The organism is Rarobacter faecitabidus, assembly GCF_006716265.1.
GTDB classification, from domain to species: domain Bacteria; phylum Actinomycetota; class Actinomycetes; order Actinomycetales; family Cellulomonadaceae; genus Rarobacter; species Rarobacter faecitabidus.
Window position 1 is genome coordinate 1459344 of record NZ_VFOS01000001.1, and the last position, 14957, is coordinate 1474300.

The 14957-nt window shown below is 65.5% G+C and carries 10 protein-coding genes and 1 other RNA gene; 2 read left to right on the forward strand and 9 right to left on the reverse strand.

What is annotated here, in order from left to right:
• Nucleotides 1-28 precede the first annotated feature (28 nt).
• From FB461_RS06485 to clpS, 4 genes are read right to left on the reverse strand one after another with little or no spacing between them, the layout of a single operon-like run.
• A complete protein-coding gene (locus FB461_RS06485) occupies nucleotides 29-874 on the reverse strand; it encodes an MBL fold metallo-hydrolase (RefSeq protein WP_142120007.1) in 846 nt (281 codons plus the stop codon).
• Nucleotides 871-1707 (reverse strand): glutamate racemase, encoded by an 837-nt coding sequence (gene murI / locus FB461_RS06490; protein ID WP_142120010.1) that lies wholly within the window; start codon nucleotides 1705-1707, stop codon nucleotides 871-873. Before murI ends, FB461_RS06485 begins: the two co-directional genes overlap by 4 nt.
• A 27-nt stretch (nucleotides 1708-1734) precedes the next feature.
• On the reverse strand, nucleotides 1735-2517 hold the full coding sequence (locus FB461_RS06495) for a DUF2017 family protein (protein ID WP_142120012.1): 783 nt from the start codon (nucleotides 2515-2517) through the stop codon (nucleotides 1735-1737).
• Nucleotides 2514-2828 carry an ATP-dependent Clp protease adapter ClpS gene (gene clpS / locus FB461_RS06500; protein ID WP_142120014.1) on the reverse strand — a complete coding sequence of 105 codons (315 nt, stop codon included), beginning with the start codon at nucleotides 2826-2828 and terminating at the stop codon, nucleotides 2514-2516. Before clpS ends, FB461_RS06495 begins: the two co-directional genes overlap by 4 nt.
• Before the next feature lie 37 nt (nucleotides 2829-2865).
• Here clpS and FB461_RS06505 point away from each other — a divergent pair, with 37 nt between their 5' ends.
• Nucleotides 2866-4206: a nicotinate phosphoribosyltransferase gene (locus FB461_RS06505; RefSeq protein ID WP_281282065.1), complete on the forward strand. Its 1341-nt coding sequence runs from the start codon at nucleotides 2866-2868 to the stop codon at nucleotides 4204-4206.
• Nucleotides 4207-4439: 233 nt separating this feature from the next.
• Here FB461_RS06505 and FB461_RS06510 read toward each other — a convergent pair whose 3' ends face one another.
• Together FB461_RS06510 and FB461_RS06515 are read right to left on the reverse strand one after the other, a co-directional pair.
• Nucleotides 4440-6335 carry a DEAD/DEAH box helicase gene (locus FB461_RS06510; RefSeq protein WP_142120016.1) on the reverse strand — a complete coding sequence of 632 codons (1896 nt, stop codon included), beginning with the start codon at nucleotides 6333-6335 and terminating at the stop codon, nucleotides 4440-4442.
• A 2-nt stretch (nucleotides 6336-6337) separates the two neighbouring features.
• The gene (locus FB461_RS06515; protein ID WP_142120018.1) at nucleotides 6338-6664 is read right to left on the reverse strand and encodes a DUF3039 domain-containing protein; all 327 of its coding nucleotides are present in this window, start codon (nucleotides 6662-6664) and stop codon (nucleotides 6338-6340) included.
• A gap of 202 nt (nucleotides 6665-6866) precedes the next feature.
• On the opposite strand from FB461_RS06515, the gene FB461_RS06520 reads away from it, so the two are divergent.
• Nucleotides 6867-9683 carry a helix-turn-helix transcriptional regulator gene (locus FB461_RS06520; RefSeq protein WP_142120020.1) on the forward strand — a complete coding sequence of 939 codons (2817 nt, stop codon included), beginning with the start codon at nucleotides 6867-6869 and terminating at the stop codon, nucleotides 9681-9683.
• 29 nt (nucleotides 9684-9712) lie between these two features.
• Here FB461_RS06520 and FB461_RS06525 read toward each other — a convergent pair whose 3' ends face one another.
• The 3 genes from FB461_RS06525 to smpB form a co-directional block, all read right to left on the reverse strand.
• Nucleotides 9713-12241: a PEP/pyruvate-binding domain-containing protein gene (locus FB461_RS06525; protein WP_142120022.1), complete on the reverse strand. Its 2529-nt coding sequence runs from the start codon at nucleotides 12239-12241 to the stop codon at nucleotides 9713-9715.
• Between the two features lie 1703 nt (nucleotides 12242-13944).
• Nucleotides 13945-14317: a transfer-messenger RNA gene (gene ssrA, locus FB461_RS06530) on the reverse strand.
• An 89-nt stretch (nucleotides 14318-14406) separates the two neighbouring features.
• Nucleotides 14407-14928 (reverse strand): SsrA-binding protein SmpB, encoded by a 522-nt coding sequence (smpB, locus tag FB461_RS06535; RefSeq protein WP_425466888.1) that lies wholly within the window; start codon nucleotides 14926-14928, stop codon nucleotides 14407-14409.
• Nucleotides 14929-14957: the final 29 nt, after the last annotated feature.

Genomic DNA, 14957 nt, shown 5'->3' on the forward strand with positions numbered 1-14957 from the left:
GTTCGTAGCGCGGCCCCAGGTCGCGCTATCACAGGACGAAAGTGTCACCGGGACGGACCACGCTCAAGGGCCCGGCGTATTCGACGCGCGCCTCATCCCGGGCGATTCCCGGCGCGTTCCAGGCGGGAATGTGCGTCAGCGCGAGCTGCCGGACACCTGCATCCGTCGCGATCCGGCCGGCGCGCTGGCCGGTCAGATGCACGCCGTCGATCGCGTCGTCGCGGCCGGACACGAACGCGGCCTCGCACAGGAACAGGTCGGCGCCGCTGGCGGCAGCACGAACGCCCGCGCAGTCGTCGGTGTCGCCGCTGAAGGCGAGCACCACCGGCTCGGCGGCTCCCGAATCGCTCGGTCCCGAGATGCGGATCGAGTATGCCTCGATCGGGTGGTGAGCGTCGAACGCCTCGATGGTGAACGGGCCGATCCGGTACGTCGTGGCCGTCTCCCACTCCACGAAGCGAAAGGTGCACGGCTCCCCTGTCAGGGCGCCGGCGGGAGTGGCGGAGGACTCGTCCTCGCTCGCGCTAAGCCGGGCCACCCGGCGCGCGATGCCCGAGGGCCCGAGCACCGTGAGCGCCTCGGCGCGATCCGCGGGGCCGGCGCCGATCCGCTCCGCCCGCTCGGGGTGGTATTTGCGGTATACCTCGAGGCCGGTGATGTCGGCGATGTGATCCGCATGCATGTGCGAGATCGCGACGGCATCAAGCTCGGACGGCTCGATGTGGCGTTGCAGCGACCCGAAACTGCCGGAGCCCAGGTCCAGGATCAGGTTCCAAACGCGACCGGATTCGTCGCTCGCTTGCACCAGGTAGCACGAGGCCGCGCTCTCGGGTCCCGCATACGAGCCCGCGCAGCCGACGACGGTCAGTTTCACGACGCGTCCCCCACGGGCAGCCCGATTCGGACCTCGCGCTCGACCTGATCCACCTCGGGTCCGAGAAATCGCCGCGCCAGGCGCTGGAACACCTCGTTGTCGCCGGTGGAGACGAAGCGGTGGCGCGGCGGACCCGCGGCCGGGTCGCGCTGGAGATTCTGCGCGATCAGCGTCCGGTAGACGTCGCGAGCCGTCTCATCGGCCGAGGAAACGAGCGTGACCTTGTCCCCCATGACGTAGCTGATGACGCCCGCCAGCAGCGGATAGTGCGTGCAGCCGAGGATGAGCGTGTCGATCTCGTGCTCCCGCAGCGAAGAAAGGTATTCATGGGCGAGCGCGAGCACCTTGGGGCCCGTCGTCACGCCATTTTCAACGACCTCCACGAACTCGGGGCAGGCCTGGGAGAAGATCTCGATCCCGGGCACCACCGCGAGCGCGTCGTTGTAGGCGCGCGAATCGACCGTGGCCTGGGTTCCGATCACGCCGATGCGACCGGAATGGGTCGCGGCGACGGCGCGGCGGGCGGCGGGCAGCACCACCTCGACGATGGGCAGCCCGCGGCCGATCGTGTAGCGCTCACGCGCGTCCCGCAGGACGGCCGCGGACGCGCTGTTGCAGGCGATGACGAGCATCTTGACGCCCTGGTCCACGAGCCGGTCCATCACCTCCATAGCCAGTGATCGCACCGTTGCCAGTGGCTTGGGACCGTAGGGGGAATTCGCGGTGTCGCCGATGTAGAGGATCGACTCGCCCGGCAGGAGATCGAGCACTGCGCGCGCCACGGTGAGCCCGCCCACACCAGAGTCGAAGATACCGATCGGCGCGTCATTCACGTCCCTTATGGTACCCGCCTCGGGCTATTACGCCGGTCCGTCCTCCGGCAGATCGTCCAGCATGGCATCGACCAGCGAATCCTGCAGCAACCCCAGCAGCACGAAGGCGACGCGATTCATATCCGGCCAGGGCGCGCCCTCGTCCGGTTCTTGCGTCAGTGAGTCGGGTGATGCCGCCGGCTCGAACGCCTCGTCGGGCGGCGTAACCGTATCGTCGGCCAGGTCCATGACTCGTTCGTAGACCTCCTCGACCTGATCGCTATCGGCGATCCCGAGTCGATCGGCGAGCAGAACCCGGACGTCGGTGATCGCGGACGCAACTTCCGCCGCGTCCGTTGGCTGCAACTCGATACGATGCGCCGCCTGCGGCATTCCCAGTTCCCCCGAAGCCCGCAATTGCTGGTGGAGGCGTACGAGCCGAGTCACCTTCCGCTCGGCGAGGTCGAGCTGGGTGAGGCGGCGGAACTGGTCTGCTACGTCGGGGTCCTCGCTGCCGTCGGGCAGGAGTTTGAGGACGGCGCTATCGGCTGGCCGCGCTATCGCCTCGATCTCGGCAGAGTGCAGTCGAAGCATCTCCGCAAGCGGGTTCGTGCCCTCGTCGGTTCCGGGCTCGTCCGCCCCGGGCCGAGCGGCGCCGGGCTCGTCCGCGCCGGACCGACCGTTGCCAGCCTCCTCCGCGCCGGGCACGACGACTGCCGTGACGCCGCTCAGCGCCTCGATCGTCTGCTCGATCGCACCGATGACGAGGAACACCTCGATGTCGTCGAGCCATGCGACGTAGGCCGATTCCTCGACCTCGAACGGGATCATCCGCGAGCCTCTGGCCGCATCGTCGCCTGCAGCCCGTAGCCGTGCAGCGCCTGCACATCGGCCTCCGCGCGCTCTTTGGACCTCGTCGCGACGACGGCCTTGCCCTCGTGATGAACCCGCAGCATGAGGGTGCGCGAGTGGTCCTGGGTGTACCCGAAGTGCTTGCGGAAGACGTATTCCACGTAGTTCATCAGGTTCACCGGGTCATCCCAGACGACGACCTGCCATTTGGGGTTCTCCGCAGCGGCCCGCGAAGCGGCGGCCTGCGACGCCAGCGCGGTCGACCCGCCGGTAGCGTGTGTGTCGCCCATACGCCCACTCTAGTCGGTTCGGACGTACCGTTATGGGGTGATTCCCGCCGACCCCCGCCGGATCTCCCCGGCCATGCGCACGGATATGTACGAACTCACGATGTTGCGCGCTGCCCTCGCCGACGGCACCGCCGAGCGCCGCTGCCGCTTCGAGGTGTTCACCCGCCGCCTGCCGTCGTGGCGCAGGTACGGTGTGCTGGCGGGTACCGGCCGCTTCCTTGAGCAGTTGGCGGCGTTTCGCTTCAGTTCGGCCGAACTCGGATTCCTCCTCGAGCGCGGGATCGTGGACGAGCCCACCGCCGCCTACCTGGAGAACTACCGCTTCAACGGCACCATCAGCGGCCTGGCCGAGGGCGAGGTCTACTTCCCCGGTACCCCGCTGCTGAGTGTCGTCGGCACGTTCGCCGAGGCCGTAGTCCTCGAGACGCTGGTGCTATCGGTGCTGAACTTCGATTCGGCGGTGGCCGCCGCCGCTTCCAGAATGACGTCGGCCGCGGGGACTCGTCCCTGCCTGGACATGGGCGCGCGGCGCACGCACGAGGACGCGGCGCTCGCGGCCGCGCGCGCCGCCGTCGTGGGAGGGTTCACGGGCACGTCCAATCTGGCCGCGGGGGCGCTGTGGGAGATCCCCACGATCGGGACCGCGGCGCACGCGTTCACGCTGCTGCACGACAACGAGGAGCAGGCCTTCGCCTCGCAGGTGGCCGCGTTCGGTCCTGGGACGACGCTACTCGTCGACACCTACGACATTCCGCTCGGGGTGCGGCGCGCCATCGAGGTAGCGGGTTCGGAACTCGGCGCGGTGCGCATCGATTCGGGCGATCTGGGCATCCTGGCGCGCGAGGTGCGCGCGCAACTCGACGCGGCCGGGGCGACCGAGACGAAGATCACGGTCACCTCAGACCTGGACGAGTACGCGATAGCTTCACTCAGTTCCGCGCCGGTCGATTCGTTCGGCGTCGGCACCAGGCTCGTGACGGGATCGGGCGCTCCCACGTGCTCTATGGTCTACAAACTCGCGGCGCGCGAGGCTGCGGACGGCTCGATGGTCCCGGTCGCCAAGGCATCCGCTGGCAAGCCGAGCGTCGGCGGGTTCAAGCGACTCTTCCGCGAGGTAGACGACCAGGGGCGAGCAAGCGCCGACTTGGTGGCGATCGGGGACGAGGCCTCCGTCGCCTCCTTCGTGCCGTCCCAGCCCGCGCGCGACCTCACGGTGACGTACGTCCGCGACGGTGAGATCGACGAGAGCCACCTGGGCGCTGGGGGCCTGCGCCGAGCGGCGGAGCACCACCGCTCTGCCCGCGACGAGTTGCCGCTGACGGCGCTGCGACTCTCGTCGGGCGAGCCCGCACTGCCCGTCCGCACTGCAACTCTGTGACCGTGCGCGTATAGCGGTGCGCGCCTGATCCCCGGTTTGCGGTTCGCGGTTCGCTGTTCGCTGTTCGCTGTATGAAAGTACCGTTCACCGGCATGTATTTCATAGGTCGAACTGCACTATGGTGGCGCGAACCCGGTGGCGGTGCGAACCGGGTGGCGGTGCGAACCAGGTGGTGGCTCGAACCGGGTGGCGGTGCGAACCGGGTGATGCCCGAACCGGGCGGTGCCCCCGGCTCAGCGTTTGCCGACGAACCACTTCCGGAGCGTGGCGATGCGCGCTTCGAGCTGCGCGACCGTCGCCTGGGGCACCTCGGGACCACCTGAGGCACGGCGCAGCGCCGTGTGCACCGAGCCGTGCGGCTGACCTGACCTGCGAGACCACGCGGAGACGAGTTTCTGCAGTTCCTTGCGCAGTTCCGCGGCGCGACGGTGGTCGAACTCCTCGTCCGCCTGACCGCCGCGCCCACCACGCAACTGATCGGCCTGCCGCGAGCGCAGCAGCGTCGAGACCTGATCCGGTTCCAGTAAGCCCGGCAGGCCCAGGAAATCCGCTTCCTCGGACGATCCGGGGTCGGCCGCCGTCCCGAACTCGCCGCCGTCGAACAGGACGCGATCGAACGATGCCTGCGCCTCAAGCGCCTGAAATGCGCCCTCATCGAGCAGCGTTCCAGATGCCTTCTCCTCCCGGTTCGCCGCAGCTACGAGGGCGTCCTCGGGCACGAAATCGGGATTCTGCGCGGTCTCGGGGCGGTCCAGAGCGTGGTCCCGTTCGAGTTCCAGCGCGTTCGCGAGGCCGAGCAGGTGCGGTACGGACGGCAGGAACAACGAGGCGATCTCTCCGCGCTTGCGCGCCCGGACGAATCGTCCGACTGCCTGCGCGAAGTACAGCGGGGTCGACGTCGAGGTCGCATAAACACCTACCGCCAGGCGAGGCACATCGACCCCCTCCGAGACCATGCGCACGGCCACCATCCAGCGCTTCTTAGGTTCCTTGGCGAATTCCTCGATGCGCTCGGATGCGCCCGTGTCGTCGGAGAGCACCACGGTCGGCGGCTGCCCGGTGATCGCGCGTAGCTGCTTGGCGTAGGCGCGCGCATCCGTCTGATCCGAGGCGATGACGAGCCCGCCCGCGTCCGGAACCGAACGGCGGACCTCCGTGAGCCGAGTGTCGGCGGCGCGAAGCACCTGCGAGATCCACTCGCCCGAGGGATCGAGGGCCGTGCGCCAGGCCTGCGCCGTGATGTCCTTCGTCAACGGCTCCCCGAGGCGCGCGGAGACCTCGTCCCCCGCCTTCGTCCGCCAGCGCATGTGCCCCGAATAGGACATGAAGATGACGGGGCGCACCACGTGATCGCGTAGCGCCTCGGCGTAGCCATACGTGTAGTCGGCGCGGGAACGGCGGATGCCGTCGTCGCCCTTCTCGTAAGTCACGAACGGGATGGGTGCGGTGTCCGAGCGGAAGGGCGTGCCCGTCAGGGCGAGGCGGCGCGCGGCGGGTTCGAACGCGTCGCGCACGCCATCTCCCCAGGACAGCGCGTCGCCCGCGTGGTGGATCTCGTCCAGGATCACCAGGGTGCGGCGAGCCTCCGTCTTGGCCCGGTGCAGTTCCGGGTTGGCGGCCACCTGGGCATACGTCACCGCGACGCCGTGGAAGTGAGCGCCGTGGGCGCCCTGCGAGTTGCGGAAATTCGCGTCGAGCTTGATGCCCACTCGCCCGCCTGCCTCGGCCCACTGGTGCTTGAGGTGCTCCGTGGGTGCCACGACGGTGACGCGGTTCACGACGCCCTCATCGAGCAGCATCGTCGCGAGGCGAAGCGCGAAGGTCGTCTTCCCCGCGCCAGGCGTGGCCACGGCGAGGAAGTCGCGCGGGCGGGCCGCCTGATAGCGCTCGAGCGCCTCGGCCTGCCAGGCACGCAACTTCGTGACGGTGCCCCACGGCGCACGGAGCGGGAAGGCCGGTGGGAGGTGCTCGGCGGCGGCCACGGAACCGGCACGGCGCGCTGGCACGTGGGCCGGTGCGCCCGATTCCAGGTCGCCCCCAGGCGTGGGAATCGGCCGAACCTCCGGGCTTTCCTCGGTGGCTCCCAGCGCGTCGAAGAGTGTCTGGCTACCGTCAAAGTCTTGAGTCATGCTCACGACTTGGCGTCACCGCCGTCGCTGCCGTCGCCATCGTCCTGCGGGTCGCGCAGACCCTCATAGATCTCTTTGCAGACGGGGCAGATGGGGAACTTCTTCGGGTCCCTGCCCGGAACCCAGATCTTGCCGCACAGCGCGACAACGGGCTTGCCCGAGAGCGCCGACTCGAGGATCTTCTCCTTGCGCACGTAGTGGCTGAACCGCTCATGGTCCCCTGGTTCGGCATCCTGCGTCTGCTCCGCGCGCTCCAGGACCGCCGTGGCGCCACCCTGGGTGGCAGGGTCCGCAGCGGGCTCGGAAAGTGGCAGGTTGGGATCGGTCATGGGCACAATCCTACGTCGCGCATCGGACGGATACCCTCCAACGAATGACGGCGCATGGCGGCGGCGATACACTTGATCGGCTCGACATACAAGACCCCGAGACCCCAGATTTTCAGGATCGTCCCTTGGTATTTGCGCACCAGGGCGCGACAATTCCAGTGAAGCGCTGGCCTGACCCCTGCGCGAAGGAGTATCCGAGAACATGCCACTCGTAGGACGCAGCACGGAACTGGAGCAGTGGGCACGCCTGCGCGCCGCGGCGACGGCGGGTGCGGGCTCGGTCTGGTTCATCACGGGTATGGCCGGCGTGGGAAAAACCTCCCTCTTGCGCGCCATCCGCGACGACGCGACGAGTGAGGGCTGGACAGTTCTGGCGGCCACCGGCAATCCGGCGGGCGGCCCGGACCAGGCGTGGGGAATACTGACGCGAATCTTCGTGCGACTCGCCACGCGCATTCCCGCCGGCAGTGAGCCCTTCGATGGGCCCGGAACCTCGATCAGCGACCTCGTGCTGGGGAAGGTGGTTCCCACAAGTGGCATTCCCGTGGCTCTCACCTGGACCATCGAGACGCTGGCCGCCGCCGGACCCACGCTCCTGGTCATCGACGACGCCCACTGGGGGGATGCTGCCTCGCTGCAGGCCATCGCATCGGCCATCAGTTCGCTGACGGATCAGCGGGTCGTGGTCGTCATCGCCGCGCGCGCAGGCGAGTTACCGCCGGAATTCGAGCCCTTGATCGGGCGGCCGGGAACGTCGTTCTCCGAGCTCACCGCGCTGTCGCGTCCGGACATCGCCGAGTGGCTGCGCGCCACGGATTTTGCGAAGTTCAGCGAGGAAGAGGTTGGCCGCGTTGCCGCCGTCACAGGCGGATTGCCGCTGCTCATCGCCCCCCTTGTCCACGATCCGGCGGTCATGGAGACCCTGCTGAATCCGGACGGCACGCCGCGGACCCCCACGGCGCCCGGGCAGTTACTCGCGATCGGCCGGCAGTACCTTGCGGGGTTTCCTCAGTTCCTGCCGGTTCTGGCCGCAGTGGCGGTGCTCGACTCCTTCGCCACCTCCGCGAACGTGGCAACCGTGCTGGAGATCGCGCCCCACGCCGCCGCCGAACTCATCGCCGAGGCGACGCGCCTCGACCTTCTCGACGGAGCGGACGGCGTCTCCGTGGCCGCTCACCCCTTACTCGCCGAGGTCGTACTCGAGAACGCAGACCTGACCGCGCCCATCTACCTCAAGGCAGCCCTCGCCCTCGGTGATCAAGCCTCTGTCGAGCAGGTCGGGGCGTGGTTGATCGCGACGCCCGCGCAGCAGGATCCTCGCGTGCTCCCCCTACTCCTTTCGGCTATCGAACGCTCGATCACGTTCGGGTTCGAAAGGACCGCTCGCGAGTTGGTGGAACGGGCGCGACTCGAGCCTCCGACGAGCGACGAGGACACCCACCGGCTGAAGATCCTCGACGGCAAGTCCCTCGTACTCGCTGGCGATGTGGAAGGTGCCGTCCGAGCCTGGCGCGCGGCGATGGCCGGCGCCGACGCGTCGCAGGTGCTCGACATCCAAATGGACATCGGCGATGCCTACTACGCGAGCGGACAGACCGAACTCGCGCGCGAAGCTTTCCTCGATACGCTCGCCATGCTGGAGGATGATTCCATCCGTCTCTCCCTCGGCCACCGGCGCCTCGCCATAGCGAGGCTCGCGGCAGTCGCATGGCTTGTCGGTGAAGGCAAACCTCTCGAAGAATCGGAGATCGAGGCGATCCTGGCACAGGACGAGTCGTTGGACGGGCTAGGAGAACGAGCCCTCCTGAGTCATGCTGCACTCGAACTGACCATTCTCGGTCGAGATGCGCCGCGAGCGGCCCACCTGGCTCGCCGCGCGGCCCACAACCTCGCAATCGTGTCCGAGGATGGCATCGACGGGCCGGTCCTCTCCATGCTCACAGGTGCGCTCAATGGAGCCGAATGCGACGACGAGGCACTCGCGCTGATGACCGAGGCGCTGCGGCGCGCCCGCATCTCGGGCTCCGTGATGGCTTACGGCACGATGTCGTACTGCCGCGCGTACGTCCACATGAACCGCGGTCGGCTTCGGCGGGCGCGCCAGGATGCCGAGGCGGCATTGCGCACGCACCGCGACTACGGTTGGGGTGCATACCTCGCTGCCGCAAAACTGGTGCTCGCGCGCGTGGCACTCGCGCAGGGCGACCTGGACGCGGCGAAGGCCGCGGTCGCGGATCTGGACGTTTACTCGGACGCCATGCGCTCCGAGGCGCTGCCTCAGATGATGGCGCTGCACGCCGTGGGCCTTGTCGCTCAGGGCGAGGGCGACCACGAGCGAGCCTTCGAATATCTGCGGGCTGCCACAGAAATCACCAATGAGTACTGCCCGGGACCGACGTACGGCCTCCCGCCGCTCGCCCTCGTCCGATCCGCAGTCGTGCTCGGACATCGTGAGTTGGCGTCGGACGTCGCCGCTCAAGCCATTGAACGAGCCCGCACATTCGGCGCCCCCCGCACCCTGGGCCGGACGCTCGTCATGGCTTCGGCCGCGTACCCGCAGGACGAGGCCATCGTCCTGCTTCGCGAGGGAATCAGGCTGCTCGAACTGCACGAGGGACGGCTTGAACTAGGAGAGGGCCGAGTCCGCCTAGCGCACCATCTGGCCGAACTCGGCGGCGACGCGCAGGTGGCCGAGGCTATCGCGCTGGCGCGGGGCGGCATCATCGAGGCTGAGCGCATCGGCTCGATCCCCGTGGCGCAACGGGCGCGCACGCTGCTGGCTGATCTCGGGGAACGCCATCCGACCGAGCGCGTCAACGATCCGGTCGCATCGTTGACCGCATCCGAGGTGCGCGTGTGCGAACTCGCCGCCAAGGGTATGACGAACCGCCAGATCGCGGCGGAGTTGTACGTGACCGTCAAGGCCGTGGAATGGCATCTGTGGCGCGCCTACCCCAAGTTGGGGATCAAGTCGCGGCGGGATCTGCCGCTCCTTCTGTCCTCGCTCGTCGCAGACTAGGTCGCCGACGCGCGGCGAAGCCCTCAAGGTCAGAGACAGGCGACGCGCTGGCTGACGACGTCCGAGTAGAGCGTCAGACCGGGTAGCCGTGCCACGGTGATGACGTGTTCCAGCGAGGTGCCGGGCACGAGGCTCGCCAGCAGGTTGGGCGCTTCCGTCACCAGCGCCGGCGCGAATAGCGCATCGGGTTTGGCCTGGTCGAGTGCGATGAAGAAGATGTTCGATTCGACGAGGTCGAGGAAGAAGTGGGAGCCGAAGCTGAGATCAGGGCTGAAGTCCGCTGCCGGATCCGTGACCTCGACCAGCGCGGCAGCGTTGTTGATCTCGGCGAAGTGGACGGGGACCCCCAGCTCCGTCGTGCTTGTACCCCACCGTCCCGGCCCGATGTACATAATGCGCTGACCGGCCAGTGCGCGGTTCACCTCGCCCAACTCGCGAGCGACTGAGTAGCGTTCCTGCTGGCCGAGCGCGAGGTATGCCTGCGGTCGGACGAGCACGACGACGTCGATCGGCAAACGTACGTTGCCGCCCATGAATCCGCCGGCTGCGCGCAGAATCGCGCGACCGGAGTCCTCGTCCGGCATCTCAATGGCATCTCCCAGTCCCCTGGTCTGCAGGGGACGGCATTGAACCAGGCCGACGCGGAACTCACCCTCACGAGACAGGTTCACGGTGAACTCGATGTCGACGGGATACTCGTAGGCCGCCGCCAGCATGGACATCAACTCGCGCATGTAGGCCGCGAACTCGGAGTGCAGAAGTCCGGCAAAATCACAGGTCAGCGGGGTGATCGGCGCGGAGCGGCCGAGTTCGCGCAACCGCCGCAACTGCTCGCGATCAAGGCTGAGGAACAGGCTCCAGTCCATGGGCAACGACTGCACATCGGTGAGCGGAACGGTGAGTAGGGCGTTTCGCCGCAGGTTGAGCACGTCGACTTTGCGCTGGGCGTATCGCGCCGCGTCCTCGAGTGAGAACGGACTGCGCAGCGGATGGTCGAGGGTGACCACTCGCGCGTAGTCGTCCGTCAGGTGGTCCACCGCTCGGGTGCCGAGCCCGATAACGAGGCGCAGCGCGCCCGCCGCCGGATCGATGTCCTCGCCCCACACGTACAGGTTGTGCGAGTTGCCGACGCCACCCGCGTGAGGGAAGAAGAGCTCCCCATGGTGATCCCCGGACACGCGCTGGACGAGGACGGCCATCTGCTCGTCCGAGGTGCTGAGGTTCCGCCTTTCGCGATAGGTGAGTGCCTCCTCGCTCATGGACGACGCGTAGACGGATCTCACGGCGTTCTCGAAAGCACGCAGGCGGTCCTCGGGAGTTCCCTGGTTCGCGCAAAACGTGGACTCGTACTTGCCTGCGAAGGCATTGCCGAAGTTGTCCTCCAGCAGTGAGCTGGATCGAACGATGATGGGCGATTGCCCGTAGTACTCCAGCAGGCGTAGGAACCTTTCGCGGATTGCCTGCGGAAACTGACCGTGAGCGAGGCGGTCGTGCAGTCTCGCCCCGACCTCGTAGTAGCCCTCCTCCGTCTTCTGCGCCATCCATTCGCGCCACCACCCGTTGGCGACGATGTAGGTGAGGAAAAGGTCGGATCCGAGATAGAACGAATCATGAGCCTCAAGCCGCCGAGCGAGGCTCGGCACGCTGGCGGCGATTGCCCCGGCCGTCAGCATGCCCACCGATTTTCCGCCAATGAATCCGGTGCCGATCTCGCGGTCGGCGATGGCCAGCAGATCTTGCAGACTCAATTGCTGGCGCGCAAGTGCCACCATTCGCCCGCTCCTGCCCAGCAGGAGCCGCGCGAGGGTGTCGGCTATGCGCTGCTGCTCGGCCACGTCGCCGTCGTGGAGTGCCCTCGATCCATCACTGATGAGGGTCCGCCAGCGGTCGAGAGGTTCGCGCTGCCCGGCCACCTGGCCGAATAGCCGTGAGGTCTCCTCGCTTGCCGTTACCGGCTCGGCGCGATCCGCGGCGACGCGATGCGGAAAGTACATCGTCGGCGCGTATCGGTCAGCCGCCTTGAGGGTGTGGATGTAGGTCTGACCCTCGACGTTGTAGAGGTCGAACAGGAGCTGGGTCGTCTCCCGGATGCCTGCGATGGTGCTGAAGGTGTGCTTGCCCCGAAGCAGGCAGAAGTAGGCAACCGTATCCAGGTCGTAGAGGTACGGGCACGTGACCTTGAAGAAGTTCAGGACCATAAGGTCGGAATACCAGCGATCGAGCAGATCCGTCAGGGAGTCGAATACGTAATAGACCCCTATGCCCTCACGAGTGATGATCTGGTGAACCGTGGAGGCAAAGCTCTCGAATCCCGGAGCCGGATCGAGGTGGTACAACTCGATACCCGTCATGTCATCGACGACGGGTTCATGCGCGGCAAAACGGATGTAGACGATGCGGCGACCGTCCATCCGCGCCTGAGCGACGAAGTTGCCCACCATCTCGCGGTAGTCGGCCAGATCGCTTGTTTGCCAAACGACGTTGTCGCCGATACGCAGGCCATCGACGATGGCGTCGACACCCTGATGTCCGGTACTGATTCGATGATGCGGCGGCATGGTCCCAGATTACGCGGACCCGCGTATTCGACGGGAGCGGGCATCCCTCCTCGAGAATGCATGGGGAGCACTGGACGTCAGGGCAGAACCGCCCCACAGGACAATTCGAACCAACACTGCAACTCTTAACGCAGCCTCCAGACCGGCAACCTCAGCAACGAGCGTACCGGGCTTTCCTCTTACACGGCTGTGTCTCCAACGACCAATACATATGACTCGGCGAGTGGTTTGCTCACCTAGATCACACGGGCATCGAGGCATCGGGTGGCGTGGTTCAGAGGGGATGCGGCTGTGGGGTAGGCAGACCAGTTATATCGACAGGGATGACTTCTTAAGGACAACGACTTATCCCACGGCTGGACAGTTCGCTTCGGTTGCGGACCCGTACGACAGCTTCACCGAACACAGAGGTCTTGTGACGTCCAAGAACATTTCCGGCTCTGGCCAGTTCAACTCGACCTACGACGCAGGCGGACGCCCAATGATCCAGAACTTTGCGACGATGCGCATCCGCACAAACTCCAATGACCGTGCCGGCCAAACAACTGGCATCACATATCCCTCATCCGTTGGGACTCTCGCATCACGGAAAACCGGCTACGACATTCAAGAAGAATCTCAGTCCAATCTGGTCCCAATGCCCCGGGCGAGACGCGTCAGCAGACATTGACATATGAAGAAGTAGATCGACTGACTTCCGTAGATGACACCTGTGATAGCCCACGGACTGTAAGATCGTAAGGATTCGACTTCAACGGCAATCGTACCTGCGCTCTCCAACCAAGGAGCCGACAGCGGCTGTCATTAGTCAAAATAATCCAACGACATAGACAATGGAGGCCGTATCGTGAATCCTCTCCTTCGATTACTCGTGCTGTGCTCTCTCCTACTCCTCGGAGGCTGTTTCGTTGCGGAGCCTCGCCAAGCAGATGGATATGTGATTTCTTTTGCGAAGCCCACAAACGACGAATCACAAATCTTGATACAGAATAATTGCGAGAGCGGTTACCAAATAACGAAAATAGAGATTGGCCACGGGAAAGACTTCAACGATAAGAACCCAACCTTATTGAAACTCACCAAGGCACCCTTGGGATTGCTGGAAATACCATTTACTAATTTGCCGTCGTATGTGACGATTGACTCAGCTGGATCAATGCCTCTACCGCCCACCCTTCCCTTTTACGTTCAGACCTATGTCAGGGATTCAGAGACGGAGGACTCATACATTTCTAGTTCGATCTTCTTCGAAAGCACCCCTCAAGAAGGGAAAGCCATCATCCTTGATTATTCGTCTGGCTCCTTCAAGCAGATACCTATACGTAGTGTCGATTTGCCCGGCGGTATATGCTCTCAGCGCTAATTCTCACGGAAGGGCTGATGGGGTCTATGCCCTGTAGTCCAGCGTGAACCGTCTGTAAGTCTCGTGGTGGCGAAGGGCACACTCTGGGAAGATAAGACCACACACATTCTGCGCAAGACAGTGGCAACACTCGTGGCCCGCACCACCTACGATGCCGCACAACTCGTTAGGCCATTCCAACGACGAAACACCCAGCGTCACTGTGTTGCAAAACAGCATTCAATCCCTGATGTTCGGGCATCCTTGGCTAACTCGGACGATGAATTATCGTGTGGTTTCCGTGGGGAAGGGCCCCCAACCTGCAACGCTTTCGCAGGTCAGAGGCCCTTCTTAGTACTAATGGTGGAGGTGCGGGGAATCGAACCCCGGTCCGGTGACGGTCACCCACGAATTCTCCGGGTGCAGTCTGCTGACGATTTTCTCAGCCCCAACGCTCACGCAGACAAGACGTTGACAGGCTCAGTCGGCTAAGAGTCCCGCCCGCCCCACCGACGAGGACGGACAGCAGTGGCTTCCTAGATGACGCCAGGATCCGGAGCAGAAGCAACCCCGGGCTGACGGACTTCCTATGCGCTCGCTATCAGGCAGCGAGGGCGAAGTCGGTGCGCTTGGAATCGGCACCTATTGGTTTGCAGACATCGTTAACGAGATAAGCCTGCATCCTCGACCCGCTTCGCGTGGAATCACGACCACCGTCGAAACCGATCACCCCCGTGTTCAGTTGTCAAAGCCCCGCGAGCGGGGTTCGTCCAGTCTATCCTTTCAACAGCCCGGGTGTCGCCAGTATTTCCGGCCGCGCAGATCAGCCGAGTTCGCGGTAGCGCATCGAGCGGCGCGCCTCGAGATTGTCCTGCCGCTCGCGCAGAGTCTGGCGCTTGTCCCACTCCTGCTTACCGCGGGCGACCGCGATCTCCACCTTTACGCGGCCGTCCAGGAAATAGAGCGAGAGCGGCACGATCGTGAAGCCCTTCTCCCGCGTGCGCTGATCGAGTCGGTCGATCTCGGTACGGTGCAGCAGCAGTTTGCGCTTCCGGCGCGGGGCGTGGTTGGTCCAGGTGCCCTGGGCATATTCCGAGATGTGCGCCGCCTCGAGCCACGCCTCACCGCGATCGATGGCTACGTACGCGTCGATCAGGGATGCCCGTCCGGCACGCAGCGCCTTGACTTCGGTGCCGGTCAGCACGACGCCCGCCTCGAGCACGTCGTCGATCGCGTAGTCGTGACGTGCGCGCTTGTTCGATGCGATCAGCGTCTTCTTCGGAACTCGCTCCGGGGTCTTCTTGGACGGGGTCGAGCCCACGTTGTACATACGGTTCTTCGCCACGGCTGTCCTCCTCATCCATTCGACTCGTG